Source organism: Pseudoalteromonas sp. S3260 (assembly GCF_005886925.1).
Lineage (GTDB): Bacteria > Pseudomonadota > Gammaproteobacteria > Enterobacterales > Alteromonadaceae > Pseudoalteromonas > Pseudoalteromonas tetraodonis.
This window is the reverse complement of sequence record NZ_PNCV01000123.1, coordinates 1-15,136: the sequence shown is the minus strand read 5'-3', so window position 1 is coordinate 15,136 and position 15,136 is coordinate 1. Positions and strand designations below refer to the sequence as shown.

At 37.9% G+C, this 15,136-nt stretch carries 14 protein-coding genes; 5 read left to right on the top strand and 9 right to left on the bottom strand.

The window, feature by feature from the left end; all coding sequences use genetic code 11:
- Positions 1–190 (top strand): hypothetical protein (locus tag CWC14_RS19445; protein WP_212746560.1); only part of this gene is annotated, 190 nt, incomplete at its 5' end.
- A 522-nt stretch (positions 191–712) separates the two neighbouring features.
- Here the strand turns inward: CWC14_RS19445 and CWC14_RS16075 are convergent.
- Entirely contained in the window at positions 713–1,927 is a 1,215-nt protein-coding gene (locus CWC14_RS16075; protein ID WP_138563866.1) for a hypothetical protein, read from the bottom strand.
- A gap of 523 nt (positions 1,928–2,450) precedes the next feature.
- Between CWC14_RS16075 and CWC14_RS16070 the strand changes: the two genes are divergently transcribed.
- A complete protein-coding gene (locus CWC14_RS16070; protein WP_004589486.1) occupies positions 2,451–3,074 on the top strand; it encodes a tyrosine-type recombinase/integrase in 624 nt (207 codons plus the stop codon).
- A 167-nt stretch (positions 3,075–3,241) separates the two neighbouring features.
- Here CWC14_RS16070 and CWC14_RS16065 read toward each other — a convergent pair whose 3' ends face one another.
- The 8 genes from CWC14_RS16065 to CWC14_RS16030 form a co-directional block, all read right to left on the bottom strand.
- The gene (locus CWC14_RS16065) at positions 3,242–4,684 is read right to left on the bottom strand and encodes an IS1182 family transposase (protein WP_138563864.1); all 1,443 of its coding nucleotides are present in this window, start codon (positions 4,682–4,684) and stop codon (positions 3,242–3,244) included.
- 345 nt (positions 4,685–5,029) lie between these two features.
- Positions 5,030–8,230, bottom strand: coding sequence for an efflux RND transporter permease subunit (locus CWC14_RS16060; RefSeq protein ID WP_069439204.1), 3,201 nt, complete (start codon positions 8,228–8,230; stop codon positions 5,030–5,032).
- 11 nt (positions 8,231–8,241) lie between these two features.
- On the bottom strand, positions 8,242–9,498 hold the full coding sequence (locus tag CWC14_RS16055) for an efflux RND transporter periplasmic adaptor subunit (RefSeq protein ID WP_138563862.1): 1,257 nt from the start codon (positions 9,496–9,498) through the stop codon (positions 8,242–8,244).
- A gap of 64 nt (positions 9,499–9,562) precedes the next feature.
- Complete coding sequence (locus tag CWC14_RS16050) at positions 9,563–10,780, bottom strand: TolC family protein (RefSeq protein WP_008468875.1); 1,218 nt, start codon at positions 10,778–10,780, stop codon at positions 9,563–9,565.
- 83 nt (positions 10,781–10,863) lie between these two features.
- The gene (locus CWC14_RS16045) at positions 10,864–11,223 is read right to left on the bottom strand and encodes a hypothetical protein (protein ID WP_235190303.1); all 360 of its coding nucleotides are present in this window, start codon (positions 11,221–11,223) and stop codon (positions 10,864–10,866) included.
- Between the two features lie 46 nt (positions 11,224–11,269).
- Positions 11,270–12,172: a cation diffusion facilitator family transporter gene (locus CWC14_RS16040; protein WP_004588886.1), complete on the bottom strand. Its 903-nt coding sequence runs from the start codon at positions 12,170–12,172 to the stop codon at positions 11,270–11,272.
- Positions 12,159–12,890 (bottom strand): transglutaminase-like domain-containing protein, encoded by a 732-nt coding sequence (locus CWC14_RS16035; protein WP_004588887.1) that lies wholly within the window; start codon positions 12,888–12,890, stop codon positions 12,159–12,161. The genes CWC14_RS16040 and CWC14_RS16035 overlap by 14 nt, the downstream gene beginning before the upstream one ends.
- A 55-nt stretch (positions 12,891–12,945) precedes the next feature.
- Positions 12,946–13,560, bottom strand: a complete 615-nt coding sequence (locus tag CWC14_RS16030; RefSeq protein ID WP_004588888.1) for a cation efflux transmembrane domain-containing protein — start codon at positions 13,558–13,560, stop codon at positions 12,946–12,948.
- A 77-nt stretch (positions 13,561–13,637) separates the two neighbouring features.
- On the opposite strand from CWC14_RS16030, the gene CWC14_RS16025 reads away from it, so the two are divergent.
- From CWC14_RS16025 to CWC14_RS16015, 3 genes are all read left to right on the top strand, one after another.
- On the top strand, positions 13,638–14,027 hold the full coding sequence (locus tag CWC14_RS16025) for a Cd(II)/Pb(II)-responsive transcriptional regulator (protein WP_004588889.1): 390 nt from the start codon (positions 13,638–13,640) through the stop codon (positions 14,025–14,027).
- 42 nt (positions 14,028–14,069) lie between these two features.
- Positions 14,070–14,447 carry a MerR family transcriptional regulator gene (locus tag CWC14_RS16020; protein ID WP_004588890.1) on the top strand — a complete coding sequence of 126 codons (378 nt, stop codon included), beginning with the start codon at positions 14,070–14,072 and terminating at the stop codon, positions 14,445–14,447.
- A gap of 102 nt (positions 14,448–14,549) precedes the next feature.
- Positions 14,550–15,029: a MerC family mercury resistance protein gene (locus CWC14_RS16015; protein ID WP_249928764.1), complete on the top strand. Its 480-nt coding sequence runs from the start codon at positions 14,550–14,552 to the stop codon at positions 15,027–15,029.
- Positions 15,030–15,136: the final 107 nt, after the last annotated feature.

Sequence of the window (15,136 nt, the reverse complement as noted above, 5' to 3'; positions counted from 1 at the left end):
AAACACCCCAATCCAAGCCAAACAGATCAAAGGACTAATTAATAGGAAAGAAGATAAGCCCTACTTAAAATCAATATCCTCTGCTTGGGAAGAGATATCTGAGCCATTAAGAATAGGAGCACTCAATACTTCACTTTTGCATGAATTTTCTATATCTGATGCTTTTCGAGACTACTTACATGCCACTTAACACTCGCTAAGAAAACGATAGAGCTATTTAATATTAAACCTGCCCTTAGGGTATTTATGTTAACTCACTTTGGGGCAAAGGTGAGTTATATTGATAAATCGTCGATGGACAGAAATGAGTTAGGACGAATGCGTGCTTTGTGCCAGCAGCGGACATTGGTAACGAGCCTGTAGAATTTCTATTTTAGAGAAAACAGCCTCAGAATCCATTAAAAATATAGCCTCAAATTGCGTTGCTACGTGAAGACTGAGGGAACAATCCACTAGAAAGTGAATATTACGGGCTGTATGAATACAAAAATTATCCGTTACTTTCCACTTTTTAGTAATTCTACAGTCTCAACGCCGCATTAAGTGGACAGAAATAGTGGGTTAAAATGTGTAGCATAGAGAAACATAACCCACTGTTTTAGTTTCGTTTAAGCATGTGTTTCAAATCATATACCAAGCTTTAATCTTAGCTGCTCAAATCCCGTCCCCTTGGGGCGTAAATTTCTTTGTACTTGCCGACTGAAGATACTATTTAACTCAACAACTCAAGTAACAATGCTTCACAACGAGTATGAGAATTTGTAGCATATTCTATACAATATTGTTCTAGCTGAGCTATCCCGTTACACCCTTCTTCACATAAGTAGTCGAAGAACATAGTGTGCTCATCATTTAAACTACCGATGATTTCTTGGGGAAAATGTTTTAACGATCCATCTACTAGTCCTCTTAACTCGTATGCTTTTGAATAACCAAAACCAATAGACTGAAAATCTTGATACTCTTTTGTTTCTTTTAAAACCTTTTGAGGGTTAGCTTTTGCTGCAAGCGTATTAAAAGATGCTGAATTTTTATACATTATATAATGAACTGGAATAATCAGCAGCGGTTCTGTGATATTTTGTATCTGTATATCGTTAAACTCATTTGATATTAAAATATTTTTAATTGCATAATAACACCAATTAAATGCTGTCAAAATAACGACATCATGATTAATTACTCTAACTAAATTACCATCAAAGTGTTTAGAATTATTAAAATCAAGAGATATAGATTTTGATAGTTCCAGTATTTTACGCGAAAAAATAAAATGTTTTTCTGGTAACCCAAGACTCTTTAGTTCTATTAAAATATCCTGCTCATACTTTATAAAAAATAGTGAATTGATATCTTGTTGCGGATATCCAAAATCTTTAACAGCAACTGGCTGTTCGTGAATTGTATAATTTTCATTCTTCAGCTTTAAACTTGAATTGTTTGATGCGAGGGAATCATGTTTAAGAGGCTGCTCATTAATATTATTCTCTCGTGAATGCTTCTTTATTTGAGTCTCATCTTCACCAGTTCCATACACTTCTTTTAAAACTGAATTGATACGAGCCGTAATAGTTAAAAGAGCAAAGTGTTCTATTATATTGCCTTTAAAAAAGTTTTGTTTATTGACTAGAATTTGTGATTTTCCGGCCATTCCAATTTCTTTGATATCACCTAAACAAATCTTTCTCATGGGAGTCATTATTTCATGACAGTATAAAGCATCCCTAGTCACTAACATGCCATCCTTGGCACCTCCAAAAACAGTATCATCAATAAGTATTAATACATCATTAGGATTAACTCCAGAAGCGTATCCAAGCGCGTTTTTGAGTTTTTTTGATGGAATATTTGGTTTAGTAAATATTTTATCATAAGACCAGTTCCATTCTTTATTGCCTAATAAAAAGTGCTCAAATTGACTGTTCATTTTACTTCCTTAGTTTGTCTTGATATATATTTTGGATGAGTGTCAGTACATAACATTTTAGTATTTATGCGACACACTGTTTGTGTTACATAGTCGCTTGTTAGGCTGAGGCGCTATCTGCTCGGTATGTGAGATTTGGTGTTGTTTATGCTATGGGAATTTGTTTTTATGGCCTGAGCGATACCAAGCCAACTTTACTGGCGTGTCTATCGTATCTAAGCTATCCCTGCGTTACTCAGCCTTTATTGTGTATTATTAAACCTAATGTTTAACCATTAAGCAATTATAAATGAAGAAAAATTAAGTATAGATATTTAGTCATGGACACTCCTGTACGCATAGCAGCTTATTAAACAGCATTGTGGTGGTCTGGAACATACTAAAACGGCGTTTCGAATAAAATTAAGCACCTACTCATAGAAACAGAATTAAATTTAACTTTTCAATGACCGCTTATCGCTCATACCCGAATTCTTTTGTAGCGAGCTAAGCTTAAAACTCCATAAACACCGGAGTACAACTAATGCACCAGTTAACTATATATCAGCCTAAAGAGCCTTGGAATAAAAATAAGCTTGTAGGACAAAAGTTACCTCTAAAATTACAGCAAATATGGGCTATCCGAATACGACTGGAACTTTTTCATAAAATAAGAGATCTAGCACTATTTAACCTAGCCATAGATAGCAAACTAAGAGGGTGTGATTTAGTTTCACTAAAAGTTAATGACATTGCACATGGTAAAGCAATCCAATCACGGGCAATAGTCGTTCAAAAAAAGACTGGTATGCCTGTTCAATTTGAAATTACTGGAAATACAAGGAAATCAATTGTGGCGCTCATAGAGCAATTTACTCTCAATTCTTATGATTACTTGTTTAAGTCACGAATTCATTCCTCTGAACACCTTTCAACCCGTCAATATGGACGTATAGTTGACTCTTGGGTCACCTCAATTGGGTTAGATAAGACTCAATATGGCACTCATTCAATGAGACGTACCAAACCATCACTAATTTACAAAAAAACTAAAAATTTAAGAGCCTGTCAGCTTCTACTTGGCCATAGAAAACTAGAGAGCACTGTCAGGTACTTGGGAATAGAAGTTGATGATGCGTTAGAAGTATCAGAACAGATCGATGCTTAAATTTGAACCTAAGCCAGACTCGAAGTTAGAGTCTGGCACGTGCCCAGACTGTGTGAAAACTAATTTTTAATAAATTGTCTTGGGTATGTTCTTAGTTTGAAACCATTTAAGATGGTTGCGATCGATTTTTTCTCAGTATCGCAATTTTCTCCGCGCGAGCGAAACTGCTATGGCAACGCTACTCTAATTGCTTTACTTAGGCCGTTAACTCCCATAATTGTGAGCATTCTTCTGAAGTTGTAAGCTAGGACATGAAGACTTATTTCTGTCCCCACGCTTTTTAAACCTCGTGTTAGTAAGTGGGTAGCTCCCATCCAGAGTTTAATTGTGCCAAAGGGGTGCTCAACAGTTTGCTTGCGATGAAGCATCAATTCAGGTTCATTCTTTAGCTTTTGAAGCATTTCTTCTGTCAGAATCTCATGCACCCACCGCCTTATTCGCCTAGGGTCTTTTTTAGAGTTAGTGCACTGACTTCTTATTTTACAATCTCGACAAGCAATGTGATTGAAGTAAACATCAAGGTATTTACCTTGCTCAAATACCTGCATTCGATTTTGAAGTTCATTACCAGCGGGGCATAAGTAAATATCTTTATTTGCATCGTATTTGAAGAGTGAGCGGTTAAATATCCCTTTCTTTTCAGAGGACGATGTATCCGTCTTGGGCATGATTGGCTCTGCACCCAAATCGATAGTATCTTTTATATCGGGCTGACTGAAGTAACCTTTATCTGCTAATACCCTTATATCTTCCTTGCGCAATGCTTTTTGTGCGAGTTTTGTCATTGACGCAAGCTGGCCTCTATCTGGCACGTTGGTCACCTCATGCGCCACTATAAGGTGGTGCTTGGTATCAACCGCACTTTGCACGTTATAACTCACAACTCTTGTAAAACCTTGAGTTTTCATTAAACGTGAATCAGGATCAGTAGTGGATATTTGCTTGTCAGGATGAGCTTCAACTTGTTCTTTAATCTCGTGTAGTTTTTTTAACTGGCTGCGAAAGTCAGCTAGCCTATCTTTTGTGGCTTTAATTTTTGTGACGTTAGCTTGCTCTTTATCGGCTTCATCAAGTAATTCAAGGTAACGTTCAATATTCTTTTCGACTCGGTCGATGTGGAATTTAACTTTGCTTGGCGTAAAATTATTGCCTTTGTTGTTGCTAGCTTTAAACTTACTACCATCGATGGCAACAACTGGTTTCTCAAACATATTCAGACGACGGCAGACTTCAACAAACGTTTTGCACACATTTTTTATACCATCTCCGTTGTCTTTTCTAAAATCAGCAATCGTTTTAAAGTCGGGTGCCAACTTACCAAGTAGCCACATCAGTTCAATATTGCGTTGGCATTCGGTTTCTAATCGGCGGGATGATTGAATACGGTTGAGGTAACCATAAAGATACAGTTTTAATAATGTGGCTGGATGATACTTAGGGCGGCCTGTGGACTTTAAAGTTAACCCTTTAAACTCCAATTCAGCTAGATTTAGTTCCTCAATGAAAACATCAATCACTCTGACCGTATTATCTTCACTGACGTAGTCTTCCAACGATTCTGGAAATAACGTTGATTGGTCACGACTTTCACCGCTTATAAACTTTGACATACTGCCTCAACCCTCAACTGAATCAATAGTCTAATTATATAAATATCAGTATATTAAGTGAACTAAATGTATAGATTAATAGATCATAAGCAGAACATACTTAGACCAAAAGGTGATCAGAGTTTTCACACAGTCTGTGCCATAATCCGACCTTGAGACACATAGAGATTAAGACTGCAAAGATACGAAAGCGGAAGTTAGCTTTGGCCTGTTTAACGACAAATATTCCGACAAAGCAGTCATGACTATTAGTTTATTGTTAAATCTAATCTTTCTTTTCGTTCATCTACTCAATAACCCCACGCTAAACGTGACTTTAGCGTGGGGTTAGAGTTCACAGTAATTTTATCTGGATAGCTCTTTTATTTTTTTCTCTGAAAACCAGCGATATAAAACAGGTAAAACAAATAATGTTAACAGTGTTGCAGTTACCAAGCCGCCAACAATAACACTCGCTAATGGGCGCTGTATTTCTGCACCAACACCATTAGACATTAACATCGGTATCAAACCTAAAGCTGATGTTATAGCAGTCATAAGTACAGGTCTTAATCTTGAAGTAGCGCCTTCAAAAACGGCTTTAGATGCTTCTAGACCGTCTTTAATACGTTGGTTGATACTTTCTACCATAACGACCCCATTCAATACCGCTACACCAAATAAGGTAATAAAGCCAACGGAGCTTGGTACAGACAAGTATTGTCCAGATAAATATAAGGAGAAAACTCCGCCAATTACAGCAAGCGGCACGTTGACCAATATCAGCATAGCTTGACCAACAGAGCCAAAAGCAAAGTAAAGTAACAATGCAATTAGCGCTAAAGATAGAGGTACAACGATAGCTAGTCTGCTTTGAGCACGCTGCTGGCTTTCGAATTGGCCACCTATTGCTACCGAGTAACCTGAAGGTAGGTCAACTTTCTCAGCAATAACTTTTCTGATGTCGGCTACTACACTACCCATATCTCTATTCTGAACGTTTGCTTGAATAACGACACGCCTTTGAACATCATCGCGCCTTACTTGAGGAGGACCTGATTCAAATGAAACAGTTGCAACATCACCTAAGCGTACCCAGGCGCCTGTTGGTGACTGAATTCGAATATCTGAAATAGCTTCCTTATTTTGTCGGTACTCTTCTTCAATACGCACGTAAATATCATAACGTTCATTGCCTTTGATGATTTGTCCAGCTTCAACCCCTCCAATACCATCTCGCACAACTTCCATTATATCAACAACTGAAAGTCCAAAGCGCGATAGCTCTTGCCTATTAGGTTTTACGACAAGTTGCGCTTCACCTGCAATTTGCTCAAGAGCAACATCTCTTGCACCATCAACACTCTTTATAGCCGCTTCGATCTCTTGTCCTTTAGCTGCTAAAACGTCTAACTCAGGGCCAAATAACTTTATCGCCAACTGAGCTTTTACGCCAGATAGTAACTCATCAACACGAGTCGCAATAGGTTGAGAAAAGTTTAGTAGTAAGCCAGGAAACTCCTCTAAAGATCTCTCCATTTTCCCTTGAAGTTCATATCGATTAGATGCACTGGTCCACTCAGAAACAGGCTTCAACCCTATGTAAATTTCTATGTTATTCACAGGCTCTGGATCTCCACCTATTTCGGCTCGACCAATTCGGCTTAATGCATAGGTTACTTCAGGAAAAGCCATTAGTTTTTCTTCTAGAATTGGTGCCACAGTGAGCGCGGTATCTAAACTGGAAGAAGGTGCCAGCGTTGCTCTTAAGTTTATCGTCCCTTCTTCTAACTCAGGTACAAATTCAGTACCAATTAATGGAACTAATGCAAAGGCAGAGAAAACTAATATAAGTGCGGCTGAAATGACTAACTTGGTGCGTTTTAGTGCGAATGTAAGCCCTTTTCTGTAGAGTTTGTCTAATGGCCTAAGAACAAAGCTTTCCCTCTCTTTTACACCTGACTTAAATAAATAAGTTGCCAGTGCAGGTACGATAAACAACGCAACCACAATCGCAGATACAACGGCTAAGATGATGCTTATTGCCATAGGTTGGAATAACTTTGCTTCAACCCCTTCAAAGCTGAACAATGGCGCAAATACGACTAAAATAATCGAGGCAGCAAAAAAGACGGGACGAGCCACTTCTTTACCTGCATTTTGCAGACGTAATTTAATGCCGTGCTCATCGTGTTCTACATCGTGCGGATCTGCGTCAGAAGTTGGAACACGTTCCTTTACCGATTTCGAATGTGTCGCGTCAGGTCTATTTAAATGTTTAAACATATTTTCAACCATAACCACTGAGCCATCTACAAGCATACCAATAGCGACCGCTATGCCACCCAGTGACATAAGGTTTGCAGAAATGCCCCACCAAGCCATGATCATTAACGCGATACCAATTGAAATTGGAATAGATATTAATACCAAGAAGGTTGCACGTAAATTCATTAAAAATAGTGCTAATACAATACAGATGAAAATAAATGCTAGTAATAGTGCATCAACCACTGTATTTACCGCTTTTTCAATCAAATCAGCCTGATCATAAAAAGGCTCAAAGCGAACACCTTTTGGCAATGCTTGATTAATTAATGGAATTCTTGCATTGATACCATCAATGGTGGCTTTAGTATTTGAACCCATGCGTTTTAAGACAATGCCAGAGACAACTTCGCCTAAATTTTCGACTTTACCGTCTTCGGTTTTGCGCGTCATGGTGACAGCACCTTGACGAATTTCACTGCCCATTTCAACTTTAGCAATATCTGAAACCGTAACAACCGTACCATCTACTGTTTTAACGGGAACTTGTTTGATATTACTGATGCCAGCCTCACCACTCTCAAACCAGCCTGTGCCTCTAATCACAAGCTGCTCTTGCCCACGGTTCATGTACCATCCGCCAACATTCGCATTGTTGTTATCTAGGGCACCAACAACGTCTTCTTGCGTTAGTTCATATGCTAAGAGCTTAGATGGATCGACATTGACTTGGTATTGCCTAACATTACCACCAAAAGATAATACATCAGTGACTCCATCGACAGGCATAACGAGTAACTTTACTACCCAATCATTGAGACTCCTGAGTGCCATAGCATCATAACCTGCACCTTTATCTGAAATAAGAAGATACTGAAATACTTGGCCCAGCCCAGAGGTGTTTGGTCCCATTTCGGGTGTGCCGACACCTTCTGGTATCAGTTCTTTTGCGGCTTGAAGACGCTCAAATACGAGTTGTCTTGCAAAGTAAATGTCGGTGCCTTCTTTGAAAACAACCGTAACGCCAGACAAGCCTGTTTTAGAAATTGAGCGCACTTGTTCTACATCAGGTAAGGCATACATTACCGCTTCAATGGGGTACGTAATGAGTTGTTCAACTTCTTCAGCAGCCAGTCCTGGCGCTTCAGTATTTACAGCAACTTGAACATTAGTAACATCAGGAAAGGCATCCAAATTTAATTTTGGGATCACCATAACTGCACCAACCATAGTGGCAAACAGCGCAATCAAAATCAGGAGTCTATTATTAACAGACCAATCTATTATTTTATTAAACATAGTCTTGCTCCCTAGTGGTTGTGCGGATCAAATCCGCCTTTAGCGATTTCAGACGCAACAAAAAATGCGCCTTTAGTTACAATTCGCGTTCCACTATCAAGGCCAATGATTTCTCTAAAACCACCTAAGGCTCGGCCTAGTTCTATTTCTACAGCTTTAAATTCTCCAGGGTGGTCTTCGACAAATACTGTCCAATCACCATCTGCGCTGCGGATCAATGCTTCTTCTGGCACAGCCATCACTTTCTGCTTTGTGGCAAACTGAAAGTAAACTTTTACAAACATGCCTGAATGAAGATTATCATCCGAATTATCTACTCCTAACCTAATAATTCGAGTACGAGTAATAGGGTCAATTGTATGGGCTTCTTGGATAACTTTGGCATTGTAACTCTGGCCTTCTAATTTAAGTACCGCAGGAGAATCAATTGATAAATTTAGCTTTTTATTTGGAGAAACTTTTGCTTCAACCCATAGTTGTTTTTCATCTGCTAACAACATGACTGAATCCCCAGCATCAACACGTTGCCCTTGGATAAAGTCGTCTTGAAGCACGACACCTTCACGGTGCGCCGTTAATGCATATTGTCCAAATGCTTTAATGTCTTTGTTAGAAATACCATTTATTGCTTTTTCAGTTAACCCTAAAGCAATGAGCTTGCCATAGCTCGCATTGTATGTTGTTTCAGCTTGTAATAATCGACTTTCACTCACCGTCTTGTTACCCAGCTTTTTCACACGTTGCCATTCGGTTGAAGCGATTAAATAGTCAGCCTGTGCTTGTGCCATTGCTTCACTAAATAATGTAACTAACTTCTGACCTATTTCTACATGCTCTCCAAGCGCTGCATGGCGACTAATAATGACTGACTCTGTACGTGGCGATACCACATAACTTTTATAGCCATTAGCTTTTATTTCGCCTGGTGCATATACGGTGCTAAATTGATATTCAGGCTTAACACTTTCCACTTTAATGTTAGCAAGCGACATCTTCTTTGGATCAATAGTGATACCTTCTTCATGTCCTTCTTCTCCCTCTTTATTACCACCTTCATGGCCGTGCTCGTCATGGTCACCTTTATCTTCTTCATGTCCCTTTTCGTGTTCATGCTCATCTTGATGTTCTTTTTCTTCTTGTTTCGAAACGTTTGTGACAGAACCAGTTCCATCTGACGACTGTGCAAAAGCATCATGATTTGTAGTAAACCCAACTAACAGGCAGCTAATTACTACGGCTAAAAATTTTTTACTAATTACTGTATTCATTTTTGTAACCTATATTTTTAATAAATTTAAGATTTCGTTTTTCGCTACTGAAAAAACAAAGCGCTCAAATCTCAAATTTGGATAACTGACCCATACTTAAAATGAAGGATATTTCTGCAAGCTTGAATTGATTTTCCAAACGTATTCCTGCATGAAGCCCTTCCGCACGTTGATTTAATGCAAGTAAGTAGTCAGAAGTATTAATGTCACCAGCTTCCCAGCGCTTATTTAATAAGTTTTCGCTGCTATCTAATCTGCCTTTTGTCAGTTTTTGCCATTGCTCATAATATTTTTTACTGACAATAAGCGATTCATAATTAGCTTTTGCTTCAAATGACTGCTTTCGATAAACCGACCGAAAGTTAGCCTCTGCTGCAATTGCTTCTGAATAAGCGGCTTTAACAGTATCTGAATAGTTATTTCTGATATTTAAAGGCATTGAGAAAGTCACGCCAATCAAGTCTTCATCTCCACTTTTCCCTGCGTTAACTCCAATGGTTGGATTGGCTTTAGATTCCATAGTGGTTAGTTGAGCTTTAGATTGTTTTATCTTCCATTGCGCTCTAGCGAGTTTAACTTTTGGATGTTCCTCAACCCACTGAGAGTTAAATGAATAGTTTGTTGCTCCAAAAGTAAATGAAAACAAATTGGTAGTATTAGGCGTCCAATCAGGCAATAACTCCTGAACATTTACCTCTGCATTTTTCAAAGCAATTTGCGACTCAGATATTTCACTGAAAACTTGGGACAAGTTTAAATAAACCAGTTCAGCGTCAAGTGGCTCTAAAAGTCCTGCTTTTCGCTTATCTTCAATAATTCCAACGAGCGTTTGTAATTGATTTTCTCTTACTGAAAGTAACTGAGCCACCTTTTTTGCTGCTTGCCAATTAACTATTGCAGTTAAAGCGTTAGCCTTTTTAGAATCGAGTAGAGATAACAATTGTTGCTGGTTTGCATAAACACCAATTTCACCAATGCTTTTATTTGCTGATTGCTTATCCCAAAAATCAATCGTTTGACTGATACCAATAGAATAATTATCAAAATCACCCTCTTTTTCATAGCTTGCTTCAAGCTCTGGGTTATATACGGCTTTAGTTAAGCTCTTGGCTCTATGATTACTTGCATTAAGTAACTCTTTAGCCGCAACAACTTCGGGATCTTTATTTATTTGACTATCTAGCCATGAAATACTTTTCTGTTTGGCATAAGTGGCAACTGAAAAACTCACAGCCATACATAAAGACAGGACTAAACCTGCATTTTTTAAATATATATACATAAAAATTCTTAATTTTAAAATTAATAAACACGAAACCTTTATCCATTATTAAAGGATAAATAGGTCATTAAAAATTAATCTAATTAAGAAATGGGCGGACGAAGTATCGCTTCAAGAAAGGTACTTGTTTGATCAATTTGATAAGGCGTTTTATTGATAATGTTTAGTTTGCCCGTGGTATTTGAATTACTGACTAAAATCCAAGATAAGTGGCTGCCACTGCAATGTCCGCAGTGATGACAATCTTTTTCATTATGCTGCTCATCACCTACATTATCATTTGAGACATTTCGATCATCTGCATGATCATGTTGAATTTGAAGGTGCTCTATATCTATTTGGTGATTCTCAGGTGTTGCGGATACAACAGCAGTTAACGATTGCAAAACAATCGAAACGACTAATAGTATTTTTAACGCAACATTGAATTTCAAAATAAACACCTACTTAAATATGAAAAATTATAATATCAAAAAAAGGTTTTCTAAACTAGCCATGCGCATGTTTTTCATGCTCGTCACGGCAAGTTTCTTGAGGAAACTCAAACTCAATGGTTGTATGAGATAAATTATAAGAAGAAAGTTCCTTAGCCACTTGTTGTTTTAGCCTAATTAATTTATCAACCTCAAAGTTATGGGCTAACTCTAGGTGAGCAGTTAATACGTGACTTTCCCCGTCTAATGACCAAAAGTGCATATGATGAATCCCATTAATTTCAGGTATAGCCTTTATCGCTTTTTCAATATTATTCTGCACTTCTTCATCAGGTGTAGCTTGAAGAAATAGTGCCAATGTTGTTTTCAGGTTTTTCAAAACGTTAAACAATATAAACAGTGTAAAGCCTATAGAAAGCAAAGGATCTAATATTGGTAGATCTACAAAAAGCAGCACGATAGAAACAATTAGGACTGCAACCCAGCCAAGTACGTCTTCAAGCAAATGCCACGTAAGTACTTTTTCGTTCAGCGTTTTACCCGCTTTTAGTTTAAATACTGCATACCCATTAACAGCAACCCCAAGTAATGCAAGACCCAACATTCCTTCAGCCATTGGCATTTCAGGATTAGATAATCTTGGTATTGCTTCAAATAGCACCCAGACAGAACCAATAACTAATACAATACTGTTAATTAATGCGCCAAACAGGGTAAGACGACGATAGCCATAGCTAAATCTATCGGATGCTTCTTTATCCGAGAAACGACTCAGTATCCAAGCGAATCCTATAGATAAACTGTCACCCAGGTCATGTACAGCATCAGCCATAATAGCGGTACTGTTGGTTAGCCAACCACCAATAAATTCGATAATAGTAAATGAAACATTAAGGAAAAATGTCCAACCTATACGGTCGTCTTTTCCATGCGAATGGCTATGGCTATGATTGTGCATTTTCCACCTCAAGAACTTTTAAATTTCTTACATTGACTACGTTAAAATTGATAAAGTGACGGATCACTCGTTGATACATCCAACGTTTGATTCCTGATAAGTTAGTTCCTTTTTCGAGATAAAACTCATCAGGGGAATTATAAACACCAAAATCATCATGAATACCTTCTTTTTGTATATAGGTATCTTGACCACGCCAATCTGTATCTGGCGAAGAGAAACACTTTGTTGCAACACCATAACCACAAAATTCGTTTTTTATTTGACTAAATTTGTGCTGTAGTGAACTTAAATATTGTTCATCTAATATAAAGCCTTCTAAGTTTATCCAACGATCCTTGAAATAAACTTCAATCCAACTATGAATGATATATTTAGGTGCTAACCAAAATACATAAGTTGGAATAGCTCCTTTTTGTAATCGCTGCTCAATAGTAAAGCCGTGAAAACGACATTGAATACCTAATCCTCGTAACAAAGCCATCAGCAAGTTACCCTTGGTATTGCATTGTCCGTAACCATCGGCTAAAACACTGCTTGCTGAAATATCATCACTCTCATTGTAACCAAATAATATTTCATCTTTAACAAATTGGTAGGCTGCACCAATTTTGTTGAAGTCATCGAGTTCTTGCCAATTACGCTCAGAAATTAATGATTGAATTGTAGAGTGTTCAAAATTTACTATCTTGGTTTTTTCTAGATATTTGCTATTCATTGATGTTTCCTTACTTTGAACAACCAAAGGTTGATTGTTTATCTTCATTTGGTGTTTAACGTGTTTTCTCAGCAACAGCTAATTCTTGTTTAGCATCGCTTAGTATTCGGTAAGCGCCTCGAAGAATTAACATTGAAATGATGCTACCAATGACGATATCAGGCCAACGCTGTTTCAGCACCATAACGAGTATGCCTGCGATAACGACACCAAGATTTGCAATTACATCATTCGCTGAAAATATCCAGCTAGCTCTCATATGTACTTCATCGTTGTTGTGCTTTCGAATAAGGATGAGACAAATCACATTTGCAACTAAAGCAACCATGCCTACGCCAATCATAAACCAAGAGTGAGGCTCACTTTCACCATACAGCCTTCTAGCAATATCCATTAGAATTAGCACGCCTAACCCCAGTTGGAAATAGCCACTCACTAAAGCAGCATTAGCCTTATGTTGGATTGACTTTCCCACCGCGTATAGTGCAATTGCATAGACGATTGCATCCGCTAGCATGTCTAACGAATCTGCAATTAAAGCCGTTGATTCTGATAACCAACCAAAGCCAATTTCAAAAACAAACATCGAGGCATTGATAGCCAGAAGCCAATAAAGCACCGTTTTTTGCTGGTTATCTTTTAGCTCAACTTCACACCCACAATCGCTCATTTTCATCTCCGATTAACTTGTATGCTCTAACTATAAATCCTATAGTGACTATAGGGTCAAGTTTATTTGGAAATTTTATGAAAATTGGTGAGTTATCGAAAACATCGGGGTATTCAGTACAAACCATCCGATATTATGAAAAGGAGGGCTTGCTGTCAGATCCTGATCGCACTGAAGGGAATTTCAGGTTGTATTCTAATAAGGCATTTAAAGAGCTAGAGTTCGTAAAGCATTGTCGAAGTTTAGATATTCCGCTTAATGATATTAAGCGACTCATTGAATTAAAAAACAAGCCAGAGGAGAGTTGCTCTAGTGTAAATGCATTAATTGATCGGCAACTAACTTTAGTTAATCAACGAATGAAGGAATTGAATGCACTCAAAAAAGAGTTAAAACTAATGGCAAGCTCTTGCGGGTCTGACGGTACAATTGAAGTCTGTGGCATTATCAAGTCATTAGATAGTTGAACTAAATATAACTTTAGATTAGTAGTATTCACAAAGGCAATAATGAAAACCATTGGCAAATTAGCACAATCATTAAATTTAAATGTAGAAACCATTCGTTTTTATGAACGAGAAGGACTGATTACACAACCTGAAAAACCAATATCTGGTTATAGACAATATGACGAATCAATAGCAGGACAACTTAGGTTTATCACAAAAGCCAAAGCGCTCGGCTTTACGTTAAGAGAAATAAAATCGCTAATGTCTATGGACAGCAACTGCGCTCAAGTTGAGCTATTAAACCGACAAAAGTTAGCAATCATTCGAGACAAAATTAATGACCTTCAACGTTTAGAGAAAGTAATTGTGGGTATGACAAATACCTGTATGCAAAACGAAGATCCAACACATTGCCCCATAATTGACTCATTAAAATGATTGACTCCGTACTTGTATACGGAGTTTAGAATGATGGTAATATCAACCAATAGACTTTCAAATGATAAATAAAATATTAGACAGAGTAGGCTCTAGTGGCGTTTGGCTAGCGGCACGGCCTGCCTCCCTGCATTAAGGTCACTTGCATCGGCATTAGGACTAGGCTTCTTCTCTCACTTCGAAGGAATAGCTGTAAATACGCTTTTACCTATTTTTGCATCTTTGGAACTATTGGTAAACTTATACAACTGGCACAAAAATAAAAACCATACCAGAGCTGTCTTCAGCATTCTAGGGCCTGTAGCAGTGCTATTAACGCTTTATCCTCTTTGGCTATATGATTGGAGCACATACCTATTTTACTTTGGTATTTGCTTAATGGTCGTTATGTCGGTTTTGGATATCGTAAAACCAGTAAGGGAGCAAACATGCAACGTATGGCTAATTGCCGTCGTTGAAACGATTAACGGTCAATGTCTGCTTTTCGCTCTTTTGAGGCATTCGCCTCAACACGTTTTGGGGCAGAAATGTGTTAGCCGAACGTCCCCCTTGTTTAAGGATAGCGTTGCATCGACCAGTTGATCTCACAGCTCATAGCAGCCTGTCAGATTTAATCTAAACCTATTCATCTAATTTGTAAGGTTAGATATGAGCTACTACAGACAAAATTGTTAACACCAAGCGACTTT